This is a genomic window from Cellulomonas sp. PhB150 (assembly GCF_003755175.1).
In the GTDB taxonomy this organism is placed as follows: domain Bacteria; phylum Actinomycetota; class Actinomycetes; order Actinomycetales; family Cellulomonadaceae; genus Cellulomonas.
The window spans coordinates 116,722-137,609 of sequence record NZ_RKHX01000003.1 but is presented as its reverse complement, the minus strand read 5'-3'; the positions used below and the strand labels follow the sequence as shown (position 1 = coordinate 137,609).

The window sequence follows — 20,888 nt, the reverse complement described above, 5'->3', positions numbered from 1 at the left end:
GCGCATGAGCGAACCGTTCGACCCCGCGGACGTCACCTGGAGCCGCGTCTCGCCGCGGCTGGCCGCCGCCCGGATCACGACGACCTGCATCGTCTTCGCCCTGCCGCTGGCGGTCCTCGTCGTCATCGCGGTCCTGACAGGTGAGCCATGGGTGTGGGCGTCCGCCGCGGCCGTCGCCCTCCTCGTCCTCTGGCTCGTGCTGCTCACCCGGCGCCAGGTCCGCGCGATCGGCTACGCCGAGCGGTCCGACGACCTGCTGGTCCGCAAGGGTCTGATGTTCCGCCAGCTCGTCGTCGTGCCCTACGGACGCATGCAGTACGTCGACGTGACGGCCGGCCCGCTCGCGCGGAAGTTCGGCATCGCGTCCGTGCAGCTGCACACCGCGTCGCCCGCGACGACCGCCACGATCGACGGCCTCCCGCCGCACGAGGCCGCGCGCCTGCGCGAGCGCCTCGCGTCGCGGGGCGAGGCGAGGCTGGCGGGCCTGTGAAGGCCACCGACGAGGAGATCGCCGCGGAGACGGTCGATGCCACGGCGTGGCGCCGGATGCACCCGGTCACGCCTGCGATCAAGGGCTGGAAGGTGCTCGTCGCCGTCCTGGCCGTGTCCTGGTACCAGCTCGGCGAGAACCTGCGCGAGGTCGTGAACCTGCGGGACGGGCACGTCTGGCTGTGGGTCGTCGGCGGGCTCGCGGTCGTCGCGCTCGTCGGGTTCGGCTACTCGGCCCTGGCCTGGCGGGCCACCCGGTTCGCGGTGACCGACGACGCGGTGCACCTGCAGACCGGCGTCCTGTTCCGGCAGCAGCGTCAGGCGCGGCTCGACCGGCTGCAGGCGGTCGACGTGGTGCAGCCGCTGCTGGCGCGCCTCGTCGGGCTCGCCGAGCTCAAGCTCGAGGTGGCGGGCGGGTCCGGCTCGGCCGTGTCGCTCGCGTTCCTCAAGGAGGCCGACGCGGACGCGTTGCGCACCGAGCTCCTCGCGCTCGCCGCGGGTCTGCGCCGGCCGCAGGGCGAGCAGCCCGCGGCTCGGGCCGACCAGCCCGCCGGTGCGGACGTCGAGCCGACCATCGACCCGTACGCGAAGCCGACGACGGTCCTCGACGACCAGACCCCGCTCAGCACGACGTTCGTCGACGCGCCGGAGCGGCCGGTCTACGAGGTCCCGATGCCGCGCCTGCTGATCGCGACGCTGCGCTCCGGCGCGATGGTCGCCGTGGTGGTGTTCGCGATCGCCGCCGTCGTCATCAGCGTCGTCTCGCGTGACGTCGGTGCCGCGTTCGTGCTGGTCCCGGCCCTGCTCGCGTCGGGCGGCTTCATCTGGACCCGGGTCAACCAGGGCGCGAGCTTCCGGGCCGCGATCTCGCCCGACGGCATCCGGCTGCGCCACGGGCTGACGGAGTCGCGCGCGCAGACGGTGCCGCCCGGGCGAGTGCAGGCCATCCGCCTGAGCCAGAGCCCGTGGTGGCGCGGGCCCGACTGGTGGCGCGTCGAGATCAACGTCGCGGGCTACGGCCACGGCGAGGACCAGGCGCGCGAGACGGTGCTGCACCCGGTCGCCACGCTGGACGAGGCGATGGCCGCCGTCTGGCTGGTGCTGCCGGACCTGGGCGTCGACGACCCGCAGGCCACGCTCGACGCGGCCCTGCACGGCCGCGACCAGGACGGCGGCTTCACGGGCTCGCCCCGGTCGGCGCGGTGGGTCGACCCCATCGGCTGGCGGCGGCACGGCGTCCTCGTGACGCAGCGCGCGCTGCTCGCGCGCTCGGGCCGGGTGTTCCGGCAGCTCGACATCGTGCCGCACGAGCGCACCCAGTCCCTCGGCCTGGCCCAGGGGCCGCTGCAGCGCCGGCTCGGCCTCGCGTCGTTCGTCGTGCACTCCACGCCGGGACCGGTGAGCCCGTCGGTCGCGCACCTCGACGGCAAGGTCGCGGCCGCGCTGCTCGACGAGCAGTCCGCGCGCGCCCGCAGCGCCCGGGCGGCGGCCACGCCCGAGCGGTGGATGACGACCGAGCCGCCCGCATGAGCGACCCTGCGCACCGGCCCGGACGCCTCGGCGTCGGCGTGGTCGGGGCCGGCCGTGTCGGGGCCGTGCTCGGCAACGCGCTGCGCGCCGCCGGGCACCCGGTCGTCGCGGTCAGCGCCATCTCGCGGGCCTCGCTCGAGCGCGCCGAGTCCCTGCTGCCCGGCGTGCCCGTCGTCGACGTCCCCGAGGTCGTGCGCCGCTCCGAGCTCGTGCTGCTCGCGGTGCCCGACGACGTGCTGCCGGGGCTGGTGCAGGGCCTGGCCGACCTGGGGGCGTGGCAGGCCGGCCAGATCGTCGCGCACACCTCGGGCCGCTTCGGCACCGACGTCCTCGCCCCGGCCCGGCCCGCGGGCGTGATCCCGCTCGCGCTGCACCCCGCGATGACGTTCTCCGGCACGTCGCTCGACCTCGCCCGGATCGTGGGCGCCTCGTTCGCCGTCACCGCACCCGCGCCCGTGCTGCCCATCGGCCAGGCGCTCGTCGTCGAGATCGGCGCCGAGCCGGTCGTCGTCGCCGAGGCCGACCGCGGGCTCTACCACGCGGCCCTCGCGCACGGGGCGAACCACCTCGTCGTGCTCGTCGCGCAGGCCGCCCAGGCGCTGGCCGCGGCCGGCGTCGACGACCCCGGCCGCATGCTCACGCCGCTGCTCGAGGCGGCGCTCGACGGCGCGCTCCGGGCCGAGACCACGGCGACCGAGCGGGGCACGGGTGCGATCGGCTCGCTGACCGGTCCGGTCCGCCGTGGGGACGCCGGCACGGTGCGCGAGCACCAGAGCGCGCTCACCGCGTTCGCCGCGGCCACGGGAGCGGTCGACGTGGTGACCGACTACCGCGCGCTGGCGCGCTCGGCTGCTGGTCGCGCGCTCGCCGCCGGCCTCATCACCGACGCCGCCGCGACGCAGGTGCTGGATGCGATCCACGACACCCCGGTCGCGGGCATGGAGCTCGGCGCGGGATCGTTGCAGGAGAAGGTAGAGCAGCAGGACGACGAGCAGGAGGACGGCGCATGACCACCCGGACCACGACGCTCGCGCGCTCGCGCGACGAGCTCGCGGCTGCCCTCGTCGGGCAGGATCTGGCTCCGACGCGCGGGCGGCCCTACCGCCGCGCCGTCGTCATGACGATGGGCGCGCTGCACGCCGGGCACCTCTCGCTCGTCGAGCGGGCCCGCGAGCTGGCCGACACCGTGGTCGTGACGATCTTCGTCAACCCCCTGCAGTTCGCCCCGACCGAGGACCTCGCGCGCTACCCGCGCGACCTCGACGCCGACCTCGACCTGCTCACCGGCCCAGGCCTGCTCGGCGAGGACGACCTGGTGTTCGCGCCCGACGTCGCGGTCATGTACCCCGGCGGCGACCCGGTCGTGCGCGTCACGGCCGGCGCGATCGGCGAGGTGCTCGAGGGTGCCGTGCGGCCCGGGCACCTCGACGGCGTCGTGACGGTCGTGCTCAAGCTGCTCCACCTGACCCAGCCGGACGTCGCGATCTTCGGGCGCAAGGACGCCCAGCAGTTCGCCGCGATCCGCCGGATGGCGCGCGACCTCGAGGTGCCGGTCGAGATCGTCGGCGCCCCGCTCGTGCGCGACGACGACGGCCTGGCCCTGTCCAGCCGCAACGCCTACCTCTCGGCCGGCGAGCGCGCCGACGCCCTGGCGCTGCCCGCCGCGCTGCACGCCGGCGTCGCCGCCGCCGACGAGGGCGCCGAGGCGGTCCGCGCCGCGGCGCGGGCCCGGCTCGCCGGGCTCGACGTGGACTACGTCGCGCTCGTCGACCCCGACACGTTCGACGAGGTGCCCGACGACCACGCCGGCGAGGTGCTGCTGCTGCTCGCAGCCCGCGTCGGCACGACCCGACTGATCGACAACACCGCGCTCGTGCTGGGCGCGGACCGACGGGAGGAGCGCGCGTGACCACGCTGCAGCGCACCATGATGACCGGCAAGATCCACCGGGCCACCGTGACCCAGGCCGACCTGCACTACGTGGGCTCGGTGACGATCGACGCGGACCTGCTCGCGGCGGCGGACCTGCTGCCCGGACAGCAGGTCGACATCGTCGACGTGACCAACGGGTCGCGGCTGACCACCTACGCGATCGCAGGCGAGGCCGGCTCGGGCCAGATCTGCATCAACGGCGCGGCCGCGCACCTGGTCCACCCGGGCGACGTCGTCATCGTCATCGCCTACGGCACGATGTCCGACGCCGAGGCCCGCACCTACGCGCCGCACGTCGTGCTCGTCGACTCCGAGAACCGGATCGTCGACCTGTCCGAGGACCCGGGCCAGGTGCCCGAGGAGTGGACCGAGCGGTCCGGGCTGGTGGCGAGCGGGGTCCCTTTCGCCCGCGGGCGTGACCTCGTGGACCACCCCCACGAGTTCGTCGCGCCGTCCTCCGCAGGTTCCGAGCCCGGCTCCGCTCGGTGAGCCGCCCGCCCGTCGCCCCTGTGCTGGCCACCCGACTCGCAGCACCGCAGCCCGGCTGGACCGTGCAGGCGGACGCGGTCGTCGTCGGCTCCGGCATCGCCGGCCTGACTGCCGCCCTGGAGCTGCGCACCCGCGTCCCGCGCGTCCTGCTCGTCACCAAGGACACGCTCGCGTCCGGCTCGACCGTCTGGGCGCAGGGCGGCATCGCCGCGGCGCTCGACCCGTCGGACTCGCCGGCCGCCCACCTGCAGGACACCCTCGACGCGGGCGCGGGCCTGTGCGACCCGCGCGCGGTCGAGGTTCTGGTCACCGAGGGCCCGGCGCGCGTGCGCGAGCTCGTCGCCCGCGGTGCGGTGTTCGACACGGCGCCCGACGGCCGGATCTCCCTGACCCGCGAGGGCGGCCACCACGCCGACCGCATCGCCCACGCGGGCGGCGACGCGACCGGTGCCGAGATCTCCCGCGCGCTCGTCGCGCAGATCGAGGCCGTGCGCGACGACCCGGGCATCGAGGTCATCGAGCACGCCCTGGTGCTGGACGTCCTGACCGGCCCGCCCGGGCCTGACGGCCGCCCCGGTCCCGCGTGCGGTGTCACGCTGCACGTCATCGGCGAGGGGCAGCGCGACGGCGTCGGCGCGGCGCTCGGGCGCGCGGTCGTGCTCGCCACGGGCGGCATCGGCCAGGTGTTCCGGTCGTCGACCAACCCTGCGCAGGCGACCGGCGACGGCATCGCCGCCGCGCTGCGTGCCGGCGCGGTGCTCGGCGACGTCGAGTTCGTGCAGTTCCACCCGACCGTGCTGTGGCTCGGCTCCGGCGTGAAGGGGCAGCTCACGCTCGTCTCCGAGGCCGTCCGCGGCGAGGGTGCGCTGCTGCTCGACACCGACGGCGTGCGGTTCATGCCCGACGTCCACCCCATGGCCGAGCTCGCCCCGCGCGACGTCGTCGCCCACGCGATCGTCCGCCGGATGGCCGAGACCGGCTCCGACCACGTCTGGCTCGACACGCGGCACCTGGGCGCGGAGTTCCTGCGCAAGCGGTTCCCGACGATCCACGAGCGGCTGTCCGCCTCGGGCATCGACATGGCGACCGAGCTCATCCCGGTGGCCCCCGCGCAGCACTACCACTCGGGCGGGATCGTCGCGGACCTCGTCGGGCGGACCTCGATCACGGGCCTGTACGCGGTCGGCGAGGTGGCCTGCACGGGCGTGCACGGCGCGAACCGGCTGGCGTCCAACTCGCTGCTCGAGGGCCTCGTCTTCGCGACGCGCGCGGCGCGGCACATCGCCTCGCGGGTCGCCGACGGCTCGCTGCCCCAGCTGACGCCCGTCCCGCGGCCGGGCCCGGAGGCGCTCGTCGCCGCGGCGTCCCGCGCGCGCGTCCAGCGGATCGCGAGCGACGGGCCGGGCGTGCTGCGCTCGGGCGACGGCCTGCGCGGCGCGCTCGCCGCCCTCGACCGGGTCCCGACCGACGCCCACGACCGCCACGACGACGGCCGCCGCCTGGCCGCGCCGCAGGTCGCCGAGTGGGAGACGACGAACATCCACCAGGTCGCCACCGCCCTGACGCTCGCGGCGCTGACGCGCGAGGAGAGCCGCGGCGGCCACGTCCGCACCGACTTCCCGGTCCCGGTCGACTCCTGGCGCGAGCGCCTGGACCTCTCCCTCGACCCCGCCGGCCACCTCACCACCCGCCGCGCGCCCCTGGGCTGATCGGGCGCAACCCGCCACCGCCCGCGCCCGCCCACCGCCCCCGCCCGCCCGCCGCCCGCCGCGCTGGCCGTCATCACGCCGATCTCGCCTCATCACGCTGGTTGCAATCGGCGTGATGATGCGGAATCGGCGTGATGATCGCCAGTCGACCCAGGTCGACCCAGACCGGGCGGGACCGGGCGGCCCGAGGAGGGGGCGGGCGACCGGTAGCCTCGGGGGCGTGCGTGAGGTGGCGGCCGGGTTGCCCGGCGATCCCGGTCCCGACCCTGCAGCGATCGCCCGGGTGGTGGCCGCGGCGCTCGACGAGGACCTCGGCCCCGAGCCCGGCAGGGACGTCACGTCGCAGTCGACGATCCCGCCCGACGAGCAGGGGAGCGCGGACCTCGTCGCCCGCGCGGACGGCGTGCTCGCCGGCCTCGTCTGCGTCCCCGTGGTGCTCGACGCCGTGGCCGACCGGCTCGGGCTGGACCGGGCGAGCGTCGAGGTCGTCGTCCCCGACGGCACCCGCGTCGCCCGCGGCGACGTCCTGGCCCGCCTGACCGGTCCGGTCCAGGTGCTGCTGGTCTCCGAGCGCACGCTGCTCAACCTCGCCTCGCGCGCGTCCGGCGTCGCGACCCACACCCGCCGCTGGGCCGACGCGCTCGCGGGCACCGGCGCCCTGGTCCTCGACACCCGCAAGACCACGCCCGGCCTGCGCGCGCTCGAGAAGTACGCCGTGCGCTGCGGCGGCGGGACGAACAAGCGGATGGGCCTCTACGACGTCGCGATGGTCAAGGACAACCACGTCGCGGCGGCCGGATCGGTCACGGCCGCGGTCGGGGCCGTGCGCGCGCGGTTCCCCGAGGTGGCCATCCAGGTCGAGGCAGACACGGCCGACCAGGCGCTCGAGGCGGTCGCCGCCGGCGCGACGTTCCTGCTGCTCGACAACATGCCCACGGAGACGCTGCGCGAGGTCGTCGCCGCGGTCCGCGCCGGCGAGGCGACGAGCGGCCGCATCGAGCTCGAGGCCACCGGCAACCTCACGCTCGACCGTGCCCGCGAGGTCGCGACGACGGGAGTCGACTACCTGTCCGTCGGCGGGCTGACCCACTCCTCGCCGATCCTCGACCTGGCGCTCGACCTGACCGCGTGACCGGACAGACACCGCGCAGGCGCCGCCCGCGGCCGGCACGCCCAGGCGGCCTCGGTAGGATCGCCCGGTGAGCGACGCACCCCAGGATCTGGCCGACGACACCCCGGAGCAGATCCGCATCCGCCGCGACAAGCGCACGCGGCTCCTCGCGGAGGGCACCGAGGCCTACCCGGTGTCCGTCCCGCGCACCCACACCATCGCCCAGGTCCGTGCCGAGCACCCGGACCTCGAGGCGGGCACGGAGACGGACGACGAGGTCGGCGTGGCCGGCCGGGTCGTGTTCCTGCGCAACACCGGCAAGCTCTGCTTCGCGACGCTGCAGGACGGCGAGGGCAACCGCCTGCAGGCGATGCTCAGCCTGGCAGCGGTCGGCGAGGAGCGGCTCGCGGCGTTCAAGACCGACATCGACCTCGGGGACCACCTGTTCGTGCACGGCAAGGTCATCGCCTCGCGCCGCGGCGAGCTGTCGGTGTTCGCGGACGCCTGGCAGCTCGCGGCCAAGGCGATCCGGCCGCTGCCCAACCTCTACGAGGGCACCGAGCTCTCCGAGGAGGCCCGCGTGCGCCAACGCTACGTGGACCTCGTCGTCAGCCAGCGCTCGCGGGACATGGTGCGCCAGCGCGCTGCCGTCCTGCGCTCGGTGCGCGAGAACCTGCACCGTCGCAGCTTCGTCGAGGTCGAGACCCCGATGCTGCAGGTGCGTCCCGAGGGTGCCGCCGCCCGCCAGTTCGAGACGCACATGAATGCATTCGACATCCCGCTCTTCCTGAGAATTGCCCCTGAGCTTTTCCTGAAGCGTGCCGCGGTCGGTGGCGTGGAGCGCGTGTTCGAGATCAACCGCAACTTCCGGAACGAGGGCGTCGACGCGACTCACTCTCCTGAGTTCGCGATGCTCGAGGCGTACGAGGCCTACGGCGATTACCACACGATGGCCGACCTCACGCAGGATCTCGTCCAGACCGCCGCCGCTGACGCGTTCGGCTCGACGGTCGTGACTCTCGCCGACGGCTCGGAATATGACCTGGGAGGCGAGTGGACGCGCCTGCCGATGTATGACTCGTTGGGCGAGGCAATCGGCCAGGAGATCACGCACGACACCCCGGACGACGTATTGCTGCGACTTCTCGAGAAGGCCGAGATCGAGCTCGCCCCTGCGCAGCGCAACCACGGCAAGATGATCGAGGAGCTCTGGGAGCACCACGTGGGCAACGGCCTCGTGGCCCCGACGTTCGTCGTCGACTTCCCGGTCGAGACCTCGCCGCTGACGCGCGACCACCGCACCAAGCGCGGCCTGGTCGAGAAGTGGGACCTGTACGTGCGCGGCATGGAGCTCGCCACGGCCTACTCCGAGCTCGTGGACCCGGTGATCCAGCGCGAGCGCTTCGAGGCGCAGGCGGCACTGGCCGCGCGAGGGGACGACGAGGCCATGCGGATCGACGAGGACTTCCTGACCGCGATGGAGTTCGCGATGCCGCCGTCGGGCGGGATGGGCATGGGCATCGATCGCCTTCTCATCGCGCTGACGGGCCGCGGAATCCGCGACACCATCCTTTTCCCGCTCGTGAAGCCGCAGGTCTGAGCGCCATGGGTGCATGGGGACCGGCTCTTGCCGCATTGCTTCCGTCGATCGGCGTGGGCCTGCTGTTCTGGTTCGGGATGCGTGCGGTCATCAATGCGGACCGCACGGAACGCCAGGCGCTGGCCCGAATGGACAAGGCCGAGCAGCAGGCGAAGGACGCGGCAAATACCGACTAGCGTTTGACCATTGTTGACGCGCGGTGCGATGCTGACCACATCGGGCAATTGGCCCACGGGGGCACACCTCTGACCGCACCGCGCAAATGGAGCCCACAATGGCACAGAAGGTCCAGGTCCTGCTCGTCGACGACGTCGACGGCGGCCCGGCCGACGAGACCGTCACATTCGGTCTCGACGGCGTGACGTACGAGATCGACCTCACCACCGCGCACGCCGGCGAGCTGCGCGACGCGCTCGCCCAGTGGGTCGGCCACGCCCGCAAGGTGGGCGCGCGCACGTCGTCGGGACGCCCGGCCGCCCCGCGCGCCAGCCGCCGCTCCGACTCGGACGCGCACGCGATCCGCGAGTGGGCCAAGGGCCGCGGCCTGGCCGTCTCGGAGCGCGGTCGCATCTCGGCCGAGGTGCGGCAGGCGTACGAAGCCGCCAACTGACCCCAGCAGCACCCCGCACGACGCGAGAGCCCGGCCCCCCGCAGTGGAGGCCGGGCTCTCGCGCGCGAGCGGTCAGGCGGGACGCACCCCCGTCAGCTCACGGACCGCCGCGTACTGCGCCCGCACGTGCGGCGCGTCCGGGGCGGAGTGCACGGCCGCCTCGGCGGCGGCGTTCCAGGCGGGGGCCGACGAGGCACCGGAGAGCACCCAGGCGGCCTGCCGGGCGGCGCCGTCGGCGACGTACTCGCCGGGCGTGGGCACGTGCACGTCGAGGCCGAGGACCGCTGGCGCGATCTCGCGCACGGCCTGCGACTGCGCGCCGCCGCCGATGAGGAACAGCCGCTGCACGGGCACTCCCTGCGCCCGCAGCGCGTCGATGCCGTCGGCCAGCGCGCACAGCATCCCCTCGACGGATGCGCGGGCCAGGTGCGCGGGGGTGGTGTTGGCCAGGCGCAGGCCGTGCAGGGCGCCCGTGGCGTCCGGCTTGTTCGGGGTGCGCTCGCCCTCGAGGTACGGGACCAGGACGAGGCCGTCGGCGCCCGACGGGGCGGACAGGGCGAGGGCGGACAGGCCGGCGTGGTCCACGCCGAGCATCCGCGCGGCCGCGTCGAGCACGCGCGAGGCGTTCAGCGTGCAGGCCAGCGGCAGGAACGCGCCCGTCGCGTCGGCGAAGCCGGTCACGAGGCCGGAGCCGTCGGCGGTGGGGGCCGACGAGATCGCGCTGACGACGCCCGACGTCCCGATCGAGACCGCGACGTCGCCGGGCCCCAGGCCCAGGGCGAGCGCGGCCGCGGCGTTGTCGCCGGCGCCGGGGCCGAGCAGGGGCCGACGAGCGCCGACGACCGAGCGGGGGCCCGCCTCGGACGGGCCCAGCACGCGCGGCAGCACCGCGTCGTGGCCCAGGCCCAGCGAGAGCAGGTCGCGGCGGTAGTCCTCGGACGCCGGCGACCAGTAGCCCGTGCCGGACGCGTCCGACCGGTCGGTGACGAGGGTGTCGAGCCCCGCGGCACCGGACAGCTTCCAGGTCAGCCAGTCGTGCGGCAGGGCGACCGCGGCCGCGCGCGCGGCGTTGGCCGGCTCCGCGTCGCGCAGCCAGCGCAGCTTGGTCACGGTGAGCGACGCGACGGGCACCGAGCCCACGGCGTCGGCCCACGCCTGGGGCCCGCCGAGCTCCTCGATCAGGTCCAGCGCAGCCTGGGCGGAGCGGGTGTCGTTCCACAGCAGCGCGTCCCGGACCACCTCGCCCGAGGAGTCGAGCGCGACCATGCCGTGCTGCTGGCCGCCGACCGATATCGCTTCGACGTCGTCGAGCCCGCCCGCGTCGGCGATGGCGGTCTGGAGTGCGTCCCACCAGTGGCGGGGGTCGACCGACGTGCCGTCAGGGTGCGACGCCCGACCGGAGCGCACGAGCGCGCCGGTCTCGGCGTCGCGCACGACGACCTTGCTGGACTGCGTGGACGAGTCGACGCCGGCGACGAGCGGCACGACGCACCTCCAGGGAGGACAGCGGCGTCCGGGCGGCAGGTGGCCGCCCGGACGCCGGGTGGGAGTGGGTCAGCGGGCGCCGAGCGCGTGCTCGAGCGCGAGCTGGTTGAGCCGGACGAAGCCGAAGCCGCGGGCGGCGACCGCGTCGACGTCCAGGTCCTCGTACGCGCTGCGGTCGGCCAGCAGGTCGGCGAGCGTCTCGCCCTCGGCCAGCGTCGGCTGCGAGAGCTCGAGCACGCCCGACTCCTCGAGCGCGGCCTGCACCTCGGGGTCGGCGCGGAACGCGAGCGCCCGCTCCTTGAGCAGCAGGTACGTGGACATGTTGGCCGCGGCCGAGTCCCACACGCCCTGGAAGTCCTCGGTGCGCGAGGGCTTGTAGTCGAAGTGGCGCGGGCCGTCGTACCGCGGGCCGCCCGAGGGGAAGCCGTTCTCGATCAGGTCGACGGTCGCGAACGCGGAGAACAGGTCGCCGTGGCCGAACACCAGGTCCTGGTCGTACTTGATGGACCGCTGGCCGTTGAGGTCGATGTGGAACAGCTTCTCGGCCCACAGCGCCTGGGCGATGCCCGAGGTGTAGTTGAGGCCGGCCATCTGCTCGTGGCCCGTCTCCGGGTTGAGGCCGACGATGTCGCCGTGCTCGAGCTTGGCGATGAGCGCCAGCGCGTGCCCGACCGTCGGCAGCAGGATGTCGCCGCGGGGCTCGTTGGGCTTGGGCTCGATCGCGATGCGCAGGCCGTAGCCCTTGTCCTTGATGTACGCGGCGACGGTGTCGATGCCCTCGGCGTAGCGGTCGTGCGCGGCGTTGAGGTCCTTGGCGGAGTCGTACTCCGCGCCCTCGCGCCCGCCCCACATGACGAACGTGTCGGCGCCCAGCGACGCGGCGAGGTCCACGTTGCGGATGACCTTGCGCAGGCCGTAGCGGCGCACGCGACGGTCGTTCGACGTGAAGCCGCCGTCCTTGAAGATCGGGTGGCTGAACGTGTTCGTCGTGACCATCTCGACCGTGATGCCGGTCTCGGCCAGCGCGCCGCGGAAGCGGTCGAGGATCTTGTCGCGCTCGGCGTCCGACGAGCCGAACGGGACGACGTCGTCGTCGTGGAACGTCACGTGCGAGGCGCCCAGCTCGGCGAGCTTGTGCACGGACTCGACCGGGTCGAGCCACGGGCGGGACGCGGAACCGAACTGGTCCTGCGCGTTCCAGCCCACGGTCCACAGGCCGAAGGAGAACTTGTCATCGGGGGTGGGCTTGCGCACCATCACGCGACCTCTCAACGTTGAGACGGGATTAGTTGTATGAATGAACTTATGCCCGGGAACGGCTAGGGTCAAGTCCCATGAGAGCGACAGCGGCGCGGCAGGGCAGCCTGCGCGAGCACAACCTGGGCCTCGTGCTGCGCACGGTCCTGGACGTGCGCGCCGCCCACCAGCTCCCACCCTCGCGCGCCGACGTGGCGGCCGCGACCGGGCTGGCGAAGGCCACGGTGTCGGCGCTCGTCGACCGGCTCGTCGCCGGGGGACTGCTCGCCGAGCTCGCCCCCGCCGCACCCCAGCGAGCCGGCCGCCCTGCCGTGCCGCTGACCGCCCCCACGGGCACGCTCGCCGCGATCGGCACCGAGATCAACGTCGACTACCTGGGCGTGCGCGTCGTCGACCTCGCCGGCACCGTGCTCGACGAGCGCATCCGGCGCACCGACCTGCGCGGCAGCGACCCGGCCGCCACCCTGGCGCTCCTCGGCGCGCTCGTCGAGGACGTGGCGGGCGGCCCACGCCTCGTCGGGACCGCGCTCGCGCTCCCAGGTCTGGTCGACCGCTCGTCGGGCGTCCTGCGCCTGGCCCCCAACCTCGGCTGGCGCGACGTCGACGTGACCCGCGCGCTCGCGGACGCGTCGCCCACGTTCGCAGCCCACCCGCCGATGCTCGCGAACGAGGCCGACCTCGCCGCGCGCGCGGAGTCGGCCGCGCGGCACGTGGCCGGCCAGGACCGCCCCAGCTTCCTGTACGTCTCGGGCGAGATCGGCATCGGCTCGGCGCTCGTGCTCGGCGGCGAGCTGTTCGGCGGCCGGCACGGGTGGGCGGGCGAGGTCGGGCACACCGTCGTCGCCGACGGGCGCACCCTGGAGCAGGTCGCCGGCCAGGACGCGATGCTCCGCGCGGCCGGCCTGGACCCGGACGCGGGCCTCGACGCGCTCGTCGCGGCGGCCGGGCGCGGCGAGGTGAGCGCGACGGCGGCCCTCGAGGCGGCGGGCGCGGCGCTCGGGCTCGGGCTCGCGAACGTCGTCAACGTCGTCGACGTCTCCGAGCTCGTCCTGGGCGGCACGTACGCGCGCCTCGCCCCGTGGCTGCGCGAGCCGGTCCTGGCCGCGCTGCGGACGCACGTCCTGGCCGCCCCCTGGGCCGAGCCGCGCGTCGACGTCGCGCTCGCAGGCGAGCTGCCGGCGATGACGGGCGGCGCGCTCGCCCAGCTGGCGCGCGTGCTCGCCGACCCCGCCGACTGGCTGGCGGAACCGCGGGCCTGACAGACACGGGTGGGTCCGCCCTGGCATGCTCGCGAGCGTGACCACCGAGGAGCCGGCCCCGCGCCCCGCGACGAAGCAGAAGCTCGGGCGCCCGACCCCCCGCGACGCGGTCTCGGGCTTCGTCACCGGGCTGTTCAGCATCCCCGAGGGGATGGCCTACGCGAGCATCGGCGGCTTCGCGGCGCCGCTGGGCCTGTACTCGGGCATCGTGCCGACGATCGTCGGGTCGGTCTTCGCCCGCACGGTGCTCATGGTCACGACGCTCACCAGCGCCATCGCGCTGTCGTCGCAGAGCGTGATGGCCTCGGCCGGGCTGCAGCCGGGCGACCTCGGCGCGCTGGCCACGCTCGCCGTCCTCGTCGGCCTCGTGATGCTGATCCTCGGGCTGCTCAAGCTCGGGTCGGTCATGTCGTTCGTCTCGACCGCGGTGATGACCGGGTTCACCACCGGCATCGCGCTGCAGATCATCACGGGCGTGCTCAAGGACGCCACGGGCTACGCGCCGCAGAGCTCGAACACCCTCGGCAAGGTGGTCGACTCGTTCGCCCACATCGGGTCCTGGGACCCCCTGACCACGGCGGTCGCCGTGGGGACCGTCGTCATCTGGGCGCTCGCGCGCCTCGTCAAGCGGCTCGAGTCGCTCGCGACCCTCGTCGCGCTCGTGGTCGCGACCGTCGTCGCCGTCGCGGCGGGCTTCGACATCGAGCGCGTCTCCGACATCGCCGCGATCACGCGAACGCTGCCCCCGTTCAGCCTCCCCGACCTGTCGACGATCCCCGACCTCGCCACGGGTGCCATCGCGATCGCGCTCGTCGCGCTCGCGCAGTCCGCGGGCATCGGCGCGGCCGTGCCGAACCCGGACGGTTCGCGGCCCGACGCGTCCAAGGACTTCACCGCGCAGGGCCTGGCCAACATCGCCGGCGGGTTCTTCTCCGCGCTGCCGACCGGCGGCTCGCTGTCCCGCACGGGCGTCGGCACGAGCGCGGGCGCGCAGACCCGGTGGTCGGGCATCTTCGCCGGCATCTGGCTGCTGGTGCTCGTCCTGGCCGTCGGCCCGGTCGCCGGGATCATCCCGATGGCCGTCATCGGCGGGCTGCTGCTCGTCATCGGCGGCGAGCTCGTCTGGGGCCGCAAGGCCGACATCGTGCTCGTCGTGCGGACGTCGTGGCTGTCCGCGCTCGCGATGCTCGTGACGTTCCTGGCCACCACCGCGCTGCCGCTGCAGGACGCGATCTTCCTGGGCGCCGGGCTCTCGATCCTGCTGTACGCGGTCGAGGTGTCCAAGCAGGCGCGGATCGTCGCACTGGTGCCGGACGACGAGGGTGGGTGGCGCATCGAGGACGCCCCGGCGACCCTGCCGAGCGGCCGCACCACGGTGCTGCACGTGTTCGGCTCCGGGTTCTTCGCCGAGGTGGGCCGGTTCGAGGAGGAGTGGCCGGACACGACCGGCGCGCACGACGCCGCTGTGGTCCTGTCCGTGCGCGGGGCGACCGGCATCCCGTCCTCCACGCTCCTCAAGGCGCTCGAGCGGGTGGCGCGCCAGCTGCGCGACGAGGGCAACGTGCTGGTCCTGGCGGGCGTCTCGCCGACGACCCGTGAGGTGCTCGCCCGCAGCGGGCTGGTCGATGTGCTCGGGGACGCCGTCGTCGAGCAGTCCTCGGTGGTGCTCGGAGCGGTCCGCGAGGCCTACGAGCTGGCCGAGCGGCGCCGGCTCGAACGTTCGGCACCGTAGGCTCGTCCGCCGTGACCCACCTCTGGATCGGTACCTACCCGTCGGCCGGTGCCGGCACGCCCGTCGGCCTCGGCGAGGGCGTCTGGACCGTCGAGCTCGACCCCGCGACCGGCGAGCTGCGCGCTCCGCGCCAGGTCGCCACGACCCCGTCGCCGTCGTTCGTCGCGGCGCACCCGAACGGCCGGGTGGTCTACGCGGTCAACGAGCACACCGACGGCACCGTCACCGCGTTCGACGTGACGCACGACGGGCTCGTCGAGCGCGCGGTGGTCCCGTCCGGCGGCGACGACCCGTGCCACGTCGTCGTCGACGGCCGCACCCTGCTGGTCGCCAACTACAGCTCGGGCACCCTGGCCGCGATCCCGCTCGACGAGGACGGTGCGTTCGCCGGAGAGGCAGCGGTCTTCGGGCACGAGGGGAGCGGGCCGGTCACCGAGCGGCAGGAGGGTCCGCACGCGCACTTCGTCGCGCTCGACCCGGGCGGCGACCACGTGCTGGTCGTCGACCTCGGCACCGACGAGATCCGCCGCTACGCCCGCACGGCCGGCGGTCTGCGACCGGACGGGACCGCGGCGACGTTCGCGCCCGGCACCGGCCCGCGGCACGTCGCGTTCGCGGCCGACGGGCGGCACGCGTACGTCGTGGGAGAGCTCGACAACTCGATGCACGTCCTGGCCTGGCCCGCGGGCACCGAGCTGCAGCGCGTGCCGGTCGCCACGGACTCCCTGCTCGCGCACGTCCTGCTCGACGGTGACCGCCTGCTGGTCGGCGTCCGCGGCGGCGACGTGATCGCGCGCCTGGCCGTCGGCGCCGACGGTCTCCTCGCGACGGTCGCCGACGACGAGCTGCCGGGCTCCTGGCCGCGGCACCACGAGGTCGTCGACGGCTGGACGGTCGTCGCCGAGCAGATCGGTGGCGCGCTGACGGTGATGGCGCCGGACGGGTCCGTCGTCTCACGGCTCCCGCTCCCGGCCCCCGCCTGCATCGTGCCCATTCCCTGAGACGCCCGGAGGTCCCGGAGCGAGCACGGCCGCACTGCGGGAGAATGGCGGGAGAAGACCACCCGCCGACAGGAGCCCACGTGACCCGCGCACCCCGCGTCGCCATGCTCTCGGTGCACACCTCGCCGCTCGAGCAGCCCGGCACCGGCGACGCCGGCGGCATGAACGTCTACGTCCTCGAGCTGTCCCGCGCGCTCGCAGCCCGCGGCGCACGCGTCGAGGTGTTCACGCGCGCGACCTCCTCGGAGCTGCCCGAGACCGTGGTGCTGCCGGGCGCCGATGCGTCGGGGGAGGCGTTGTCGCCCGACGAGAGCCGCGCGGTGCTCCTGGCCGACGACGTCCCGGCCGGCGTCGTGCCGCCGGTGCTCGTGCACCACGTCCCGGCCGGGCCGTTCGAGCGCCTCGACAAGAACGACCTGCCCGGTGTCCTGTGCGGGATGGCGGCCGGCGTCCTGCGCACCGAGTCGGCCCGCCGGCCCGGCTGGTACGACGTCGTGCACTCGCACTACTGGCTCTCCGGCCAGGTCGGTCGCATCGCGGCCGACCGCTGGGAGGTCCCGCTCGTGCACACCGCGCACACCCTCGCGCGGGTCAAGAACGCCGCTCTCGCACCGGGCGACGAGGCCGAGCCGGCCGCGCGCGAGCTGGGCGAGGAGCAGGTGGTCGCCGAGGCCGACGCGTTGGTCGCCTCGACCCCGGCCGAGGCGCGCGAGCTCGTCGAGCTCTACGGCGCCGACCCCTCCCGTGTGCACGTCGTGGAGCCCGGTGTGGACCTGCGCCGCTTCGCACCCGTGCCTGCGGCCGGGCGGGTCGCCGCCCGCCGCACGCTCGGGCTGCCCGTCGACCGCGACATCGTGCTGTTCGCCGGCCGTGTGCAGGCCCTCAAGGCCCCCGACGTGCTCGTCCGCGCGCTCGGCGTGCTCCGCGCCGCGGGCCGTCCCGTGCCGCTGCTCGTCGTCCTCGGTGGGCCGTCCGGCCGCTCGACGTCGGTCCGTGAGCTGCTCGCCCTGGCTGCGGTGACGGGCGTGGCCGACGACGTCATGGTCCGCCCGCCCGCCGACCGCGACACCCTCGCCACCTGGTACCACGCGGCCGACCTCGTCGCGATGCCCTCGCGCTCGGAGTCGTTCGGGCTCGTCGCTGCGGAGGCCCAGGCGGCCGGCGTGCCCGTCGTCGCCGCGGCCGTGGGCGGCCTGCGCTCGATCGTCGACGACGGGGTCTCGGGTCGGCTGGTCCGCGGCCACGACCCGGCACGCTGGGCCGACGAGCTCGCCGACCTGCTCGCCGACCGCCCACGCCTGCTCGCCTACGGGGACGCCGCGCGCCCGGTCGCGGAGCGGTTCGGCTGGGACACGGCGGCCGACCAGCTGCTCAAGGTCTACTCGGTCGCCCGGGAGCCCCACCGACCGTCCAGGGACTGACGTCCCTGCGACGGGGGACACCCGCTGCGGCAGGATGGACCCATGACCTACACCCTCGTGCTGCTCCGCCACGGCGAGAGCGAGTGGAATGCGAAGAACCTGTTCACCGGCTGGGTCGACGTGGCCCTCTCGGAGAAGGGCGTCGCGGAGGCCAAGCGCGGCGGGACGCTGCTCACGGACGCGGGCGTGCTGCCCGACGTCGTGCACACGTCGCTGCTGCGCCGGGCCATCACGACCGCCAACCTGGCGCTCGACGCCGCCGACCGGCACTGGATCCCCGTCAAGCGCTCCTGGCGCCTGAACGAGCGCCACTACGGCGCGCTGCAGGGCAAGGACAAGAAGCAGACGCTCGACGAGTACGGCGAGGAGCAGTTCATGCTCTGGCGCCGCTCGTACGACTTCCCGCCGCCGGACATCGAGCTCGGCTCGGAGTTCTCGCAGGACACGGACCCCCGCTACGCCGGCGAGCCGATCCCGCGCGCCGAGGCGCTCGAGCAGGTGCTCGTCCGCGCGCTGCCCTACTGGGAGTCGGAGATCGTCCCCGACCTCAAGACCGGCAAGACCGTCCTGGTCGCCGCGCACGGCAACTCGATCCGCGCCCTGGTCAAGCACCTGGACGACGTCGACTCCGGCACGATCGCCGGGATCAACATCCCGACGGGCATCCCGCTGCTCTACACGCTCGACGAGGAGACGCTCAAGCCCACCAACCCGGGCGGCACGTACCTCGACCCCGAGGCCGCGGCCGAGGCCATCAAGGCCGTCGCCAACCAGGGTCGCTGACCTTCTCGCGCACGCCCCGGTCGCCCTGTCCCAGGGTGGCCGGGGCGTCGTCGTCCGCGCCTCAGAGGTAGGTGTCCCGCGGCCACCACGCGACCGCGAGCACGGACGCGACGGCGAGGACGGCGAGCCCCGCGCGAGCGCTCCATCGCGCCCGGGGGGTATACCGGCGGGCGCCCAGGGCCACGACCACGCCAACCGCCACCAGGATCAGGAGCAGCGGCAACGAGACTGCCGCGTCGTCGAGCTCCGGTCCGCCACAGCTGGGCGTGATGTCGACGCCGTCCGTGGTGAACGTGGGGTCAGCGAGGCAGGGCGGATGGCCGAAGTAGCCCCACCACATCCAGCCCAGTCCCGCACTGACGACGAGGGCGCCGACGATCGTGCCGATCGACGCCCGTCGGCCGGACCTCTGCTCCAGCGGTGCGGTGGCGGTGGTCATGCCGGGAGTCAAGCAGGTTCGGGACGTGCGGGTGCCGGGATCGTCCGGTCAGTGCTCCTCGAGGAGCGTGACAGCGACACCTTCCGGTCCGGCGAGGCGCGAGTTGAGCGAGTCCCACGGGGTGCGGACGGGCGGCGCGACGACGACGGTTCCGGCCGCCTCGAGCCGCCGGGTGGTGCCGTCGGCGACGGTCAGGACCACGCGGAGCTGGCGGACGGCGGGATCGCTCATGCGACCCGACCGTACGCCGCGTCCGCGGGGCTCAGGAGACCGAGCGGTCCAGCTCGTCGGCGTTGACGCCGGTGACCAGGTACACGACGCGCTTGGCGACGGACACCGCGTGGTCGCCGAAGCGCTCGTAGTAGCGGCCGAGCAGGGTGACATCGATCGTCTCCTGCGGGTTGCCGGCCCACGAGCCGCCCAGGAGGGCGGTGAAGGTGTCCTCGTGCAGCTCGTCGAGCAGGTCGTCGTCCGTCTCGATGCTCTCCGCGAGCGCGAGCTCGCGGTTGGTCAGCAGGGTCGACGTGCGACGCGCGACCCGGACGGCCGCGTCGTGCATCTCGGCGAACGTGCCCGACATGCTCTGGGGGACGGCCTGGCGCGGGTAGCGGCCGCGCGCCACCTGGGCGACGTGGCGGGCGAGGTCGCCCATCCGCTCGAGCGAGGCGCTGATGCGCAGCGACGTGACGACGACGCGCAGGTCGGTCGCCACGGGGGCCTGCTGCGCGAGCAGCTGCACGCAGCGCTCGTCGATGTCTGCCTCGATGGCGTCGATCGCGGCGTCGTCCACGATCACGGACTCGGCCAGTGCGAGGTCGGCGGTCAGGAGCGCGATGCCCGCGTTCGTGATGGCGTGCTCGACCAGGCGGCTCATGGCCGCGAGGTCCTCGCCGAGCTGGGTGAGCTCGGCCTCGAAGATGTCCCGCATTGGATCCCTCTCGTGCTGGTGCCGGATGGCGATGGTCAGGCTCGCACCGGCAGGTGAACGGTTGGGCGCTGCCAGGTGAACGCGCGGCGGCAGTTGGATGTGCAGGCGCTGATCTGCGCCAACGCTCCCCACGGTCGGGGCGAAAGGTGCAGACTGACCATCATCGCGCAGGTCAGACGTCGGAGCAGGTTCAACAGGGAGGTCGCTCGATGCCCACGAACAAGGTCACTGCCTGGGTCGGGTGGGTGTGGTTCGCTGCCTTCGCCCTCATCACGGTCGGCCTCTTCAACGTCGTCGCGGGGCTCGTCGCGATCTTCAGCTCGGAGAAGGTCCTGGCGTGGACCAACTCGGGCCTGGCGATCATCGACGTCTCGACGTGGGGGTGGGTGCACCTGATCCTGGGCGCGATCATCACCCTCGTCGGGTTCGTGCTGTTCGGCGGGGCGCCGTGGGTGCGCGCGACCGCGGTCGTGCTGGTCGTCCTCAACCTTCTCGCGCAGTTCGTGTCCCTGCCTGTGACACCGTGGTGGTCGATCGTCGTCATCGCCCTCGACCTGGTCATCCTGTGGGCGCTGATCGTGCACGGCGACGAGGCCGAGCGCGCAGCGGCCTGACGCATCCCCAAGGTTTCATCCCCTACCGAGGAGAGTAGAAGTGGCACCGTCATTCGGTCCGGTCGAGCTCATCGCGCTCGCGTTCCCGCACGATCGCATCCCGGACGAGGTCAAGGCGCAGGTCGCCCTCCTCGTCGCCACGGAGCAGGTCCGCATCGTCGACCTCGTCGTGGTGCGCCATCCCGACGCCGAGACCCTCGACATCATCGAGCTGGACGACCTGGGCGGTGAGCTCGAGTTCATCGAGACCGAGCTCGAGGGCACGGGCCTCGCGGGCGAGGAGGACATCGACGCGATCGCGGGCGACCTCGAGATCGGCTCGTCCGCCCTGATCCTCGTCATCGAGCACCTGTGGTCGGTCGGGATCGCCGACGCCATCCGTGCGAGCGGTGGCGTGCTCGTGGCCTCCGAGCGGATCCCCGCCGAGGTCGTCGCCTCCGTCGCCGAGCTCGCTGAGCTCGACGCCAACCCCGAGAACTGAGGAGATCACCATGCCCCC

The 20,888-nt window shown here is 74.1% G+C and carries 22 protein-coding genes; 17 read left to right on the top strand and 5 right to left on the bottom strand.

Annotation, left to right across the window (positions count from 1 at the left end):
• Positions 1–4 precede the first annotated feature (4 nt).
• The 10 genes from EDF34_RS11015 (at position 5) to EDF34_RS10975 (ending at position 9,470) form a co-directional block, all read left to right on the top strand.
• Positions 5–490 (top strand): PH domain-containing protein, encoded by a 486-nt coding sequence (locus EDF34_RS11015; RefSeq protein WP_123371551.1) that lies wholly within the window; start codon positions 5–7, stop codon positions 488–490.
• Complete coding sequence (locus EDF34_RS11010; RefSeq protein ID WP_233575332.1) at positions 487–2,019, top strand: PH domain-containing protein; 1,533 nt, start codon at positions 487–489, stop codon at positions 2,017–2,019. The genes EDF34_RS11015 and EDF34_RS11010 overlap by 4 nt, the downstream gene beginning before the upstream one ends.
• Positions 2,016–3,029, top strand: coding sequence for a Rossmann-like and DUF2520 domain-containing protein (locus EDF34_RS11005; RefSeq protein ID WP_123371550.1), 1,014 nt, complete (start codon positions 2,016–2,018; stop codon positions 3,027–3,029). Before EDF34_RS11010 ends, EDF34_RS11005 begins: the two co-directional genes overlap by 4 nt.
• On the top strand, positions 3,026–3,928 hold the full coding sequence (gene panC, locus EDF34_RS11000) for a pantoate--beta-alanine ligase (RefSeq protein WP_123371549.1): 903 nt from the start codon (positions 3,026–3,028) through the stop codon (positions 3,926–3,928). The genes EDF34_RS11005 and panC overlap by 4 nt, the downstream gene beginning before the upstream one ends.
• Positions 3,925–4,440: an aspartate 1-decarboxylase gene (gene panD / locus EDF34_RS10995; RefSeq protein ID WP_123371548.1), complete on the top strand. Its 516-nt coding sequence runs from the start codon at positions 3,925–3,927 to the stop codon at positions 4,438–4,440. Before panC ends, panD begins: the two co-directional genes overlap by 4 nt.
• The gene (locus EDF34_RS10990) at positions 4,437–6,149 is read left to right on the top strand and encodes an L-aspartate oxidase (protein ID WP_123371547.1); all 1,713 of its coding nucleotides are present in this window, start codon (positions 4,437–4,439) and stop codon (positions 6,147–6,149) included. Before panD ends, EDF34_RS10990 begins: the two co-directional genes overlap by 4 nt.
• Positions 6,150–6,378: 229 nt before the next feature.
• On the top strand, positions 6,379–7,281 hold the full coding sequence (nadC, locus tag EDF34_RS10985; RefSeq protein WP_370450070.1) for a carboxylating nicotinate-nucleotide diphosphorylase: 903 nt from the start codon (positions 6,379–6,381) through the stop codon (positions 7,279–7,281).
• Positions 7,282–7,348: 67 nt separating this feature from the next.
• The gene (gene lysS, locus EDF34_RS10980) at positions 7,349–8,860 is read left to right on the top strand and encodes a lysine--tRNA ligase (RefSeq protein ID WP_123371546.1); all 1,512 of its coding nucleotides are present in this window, start codon (positions 7,349–7,351) and stop codon (positions 8,858–8,860) included.
• Positions 8,861–8,913: 53 nt separating this feature from the next.
• A complete protein-coding gene (locus EDF34_RS17955) occupies positions 8,914–9,036 on the top strand; it encodes a hypothetical protein (protein ID WP_255414194.1) in 123 nt (40 codons plus the stop codon).
• A gap of 98 nt (positions 9,037–9,134) precedes the next feature.
• Positions 9,135–9,470 carry an Lsr2 family protein gene (locus tag EDF34_RS10975; RefSeq protein WP_123371545.1) on the top strand — a complete coding sequence of 112 codons (336 nt, stop codon included), beginning with the start codon at positions 9,135–9,137 and terminating at the stop codon, positions 9,468–9,470.
• Between the two features lie 72 nt (positions 9,471–9,542).
• Here the strand turns inward: EDF34_RS10975 and xylB are convergent, their stop codons facing one another.
• A complete protein-coding gene (gene xylB, locus EDF34_RS10970) occupies positions 9,543–10,955 on the bottom strand; it encodes a xylulokinase (RefSeq protein ID WP_123371544.1) in 1,413 nt (470 codons plus the stop codon).
• Between the two features lie 69 nt (positions 10,956–11,024).
• Entirely contained in the window at positions 11,025–12,212 is a 1,188-nt protein-coding gene (gene xylA, locus EDF34_RS10965; protein ID WP_118765955.1) for a xylose isomerase, read from the bottom strand.
• Positions 12,213–12,289: 77 nt separating this feature from the next.
• Here xylA and EDF34_RS10960 point away from each other — a divergent pair, with 77 nt between their 5' ends.
• The 5 genes from EDF34_RS10960 to EDF34_RS10940 all read left to right on the top strand — a co-directional run bounded on the left by EDF34_RS10960 (position 12,290) and on the right by EDF34_RS10940 (position 18,408).
• The gene (locus EDF34_RS10960) at positions 12,290–13,471 is read left to right on the top strand and encodes an ROK family transcriptional regulator (RefSeq protein WP_123371543.1); all 1,182 of its coding nucleotides are present in this window, start codon (positions 12,290–12,292) and stop codon (positions 13,469–13,471) included.
• Positions 13,472–13,508: 37 nt separating this feature from the next.
• Positions 13,509–15,203 (top strand): SulP family inorganic anion transporter, encoded by a 1,695-nt coding sequence (locus tag EDF34_RS10955; RefSeq protein WP_199737836.1) that lies wholly within the window; start codon positions 13,509–13,511, stop codon positions 15,201–15,203.
• An 11-nt stretch (positions 15,204–15,214) separates the two neighbouring features.
• A complete protein-coding gene (locus EDF34_RS10950) occupies positions 15,215–16,204 on the top strand; it encodes a lactonase family protein (RefSeq protein ID WP_123371541.1) in 990 nt (329 codons plus the stop codon).
• Between the two features lie 104 nt (positions 16,205–16,308).
• Positions 16,309–17,625 carry a glycosyltransferase gene (locus EDF34_RS10945; RefSeq protein ID WP_233575377.1) on the top strand — a complete coding sequence of 439 codons (1,317 nt, stop codon included), beginning with the start codon at positions 16,309–16,311 and terminating at the stop codon, positions 17,623–17,625.
• A gap of 42 nt (positions 17,626–17,667) precedes the next feature.
• Positions 17,668–18,408, top strand: coding sequence for a phosphoglyceromutase (locus EDF34_RS10940; RefSeq protein WP_123371539.1), 741 nt, complete (start codon positions 17,668–17,670; stop codon positions 18,406–18,408).
• Positions 18,409–18,469: 61 nt separating this feature from the next.
• On the opposite strand, the gene EDF34_RS10935 is transcribed toward EDF34_RS10940, so the two are convergent.
• From EDF34_RS10935 to phoU, 3 genes are read right to left on the bottom strand one after another with little or no spacing between them, the layout of a single operon-like run.
• Positions 18,470–18,847 carry a hypothetical protein gene (locus tag EDF34_RS10935; RefSeq protein ID WP_123371538.1) on the bottom strand — a complete coding sequence of 126 codons (378 nt, stop codon included), beginning with the start codon at positions 18,845–18,847 and terminating at the stop codon, positions 18,470–18,472.
• Positions 18,848–18,895: 48 nt separating this feature from the next.
• Positions 18,896–19,078 carry a hypothetical protein gene (locus EDF34_RS10930; RefSeq protein WP_123371537.1) on the bottom strand — a complete coding sequence of 61 codons (183 nt, stop codon included), beginning with the start codon at positions 19,076–19,078 and terminating at the stop codon, positions 18,896–18,898.
• A gap of 31 nt (positions 19,079–19,109) precedes the next feature.
• On the bottom strand, positions 19,110–19,775 hold the full coding sequence (phoU, locus tag EDF34_RS10925; RefSeq protein ID WP_123371536.1) for a phosphate signaling complex protein PhoU: 666 nt from the start codon (positions 19,773–19,775) through the stop codon (positions 19,110–19,112).
• Positions 19,776–19,984: 209 nt separating this feature from the next.
• Between phoU and EDF34_RS10920 the strand changes: the two genes are divergently transcribed.
• The gene (locus tag EDF34_RS10920) at positions 19,985–20,389 is read left to right on the top strand and encodes a hypothetical protein (RefSeq protein WP_123371535.1); all 405 of its coding nucleotides are present in this window, start codon (positions 19,985–19,987) and stop codon (positions 20,387–20,389) included.
• Positions 20,390–20,429: 40 nt separating this feature from the next.
• Positions 20,430–20,870 carry a DUF6325 family protein gene (locus EDF34_RS10915; RefSeq protein WP_123371534.1) on the top strand — a complete coding sequence of 147 codons (441 nt, stop codon included), beginning with the start codon at positions 20,430–20,432 and terminating at the stop codon, positions 20,868–20,870.
• The last annotated feature ends 18 nt before the right edge of the window (positions 20,871–20,888 follow it).

Coding starts and splice junctions, on each gene's coding strand:
- EDF34_RS11015 (WP_123371551.1), top strand. CDS start 5: ATGAGCGAACCGTTCGACCCCGCGGACGTCACCTGGAGCCGCGTCTCG.
- EDF34_RS11005 (WP_123371550.1), top strand. CDS start 2,016: ATGAGCGACCCTGCGCACCGGCCCGGACGCCTCGGCGTCGGCGTGGTC.
- panC (WP_123371549.1), top strand. CDS start 3,026: ATGACCACCCGGACCACGACGCTCGCGCGCTCGCGCGACGAGCTCGCG.
- EDF34_RS10975 (WP_123371545.1), top strand. CDS start 9,135: ATGGCACAGAAGGTCCAGGTCCTGCTCGTCGACGACGTCGACGGCGGC.
- xylA (WP_118765955.1), bottom strand. CDS start 12,212: ATGGTGCGCAAGCCCACCCCCGATGACAAGTTCTCCTTCGGCCTGTGG.
- EDF34_RS10960 (WP_123371543.1), top strand. CDS start 12,290: ATGAGAGCGACAGCGGCGCGGCAGGGCAGCCTGCGCGAGCACAACCTG.
- EDF34_RS10945 (WP_233575377.1), top strand. CDS start 16,309: ATGCTCTCGGTGCACACCTCGCCGCTCGAGCAGCCCGGCACCGGCGAC.
- EDF34_RS10940 (WP_123371539.1), top strand. CDS start 17,668: ATGACCTACACCCTCGTGCTGCTCCGCCACGGCGAGAGCGAGTGGAAT.
- EDF34_RS10935 (WP_123371538.1), bottom strand. CDS start 18,847: ATGACCACCGCCACCGCACCGCTGGAGCAGAGGTCCGGCCGACGGGCG.
- EDF34_RS10930 (WP_123371537.1), bottom strand. CDS start 19,078: ATGAGCGATCCCGCCGTCCGCCAGCTCCGCGTGGTCCTGACCGTCGCC.
- phoU (WP_123371536.1), bottom strand. CDS start 19,775: ATGCGGGACATCTTCGAGGCCGAGCTCACCCAGCTCGGCGAGGACCTC.
- EDF34_RS10920 (WP_123371535.1), top strand. CDS start 19,985: ATGCCCACGAACAAGGTCACTGCCTGGGTCGGGTGGGTGTGGTTCGCT.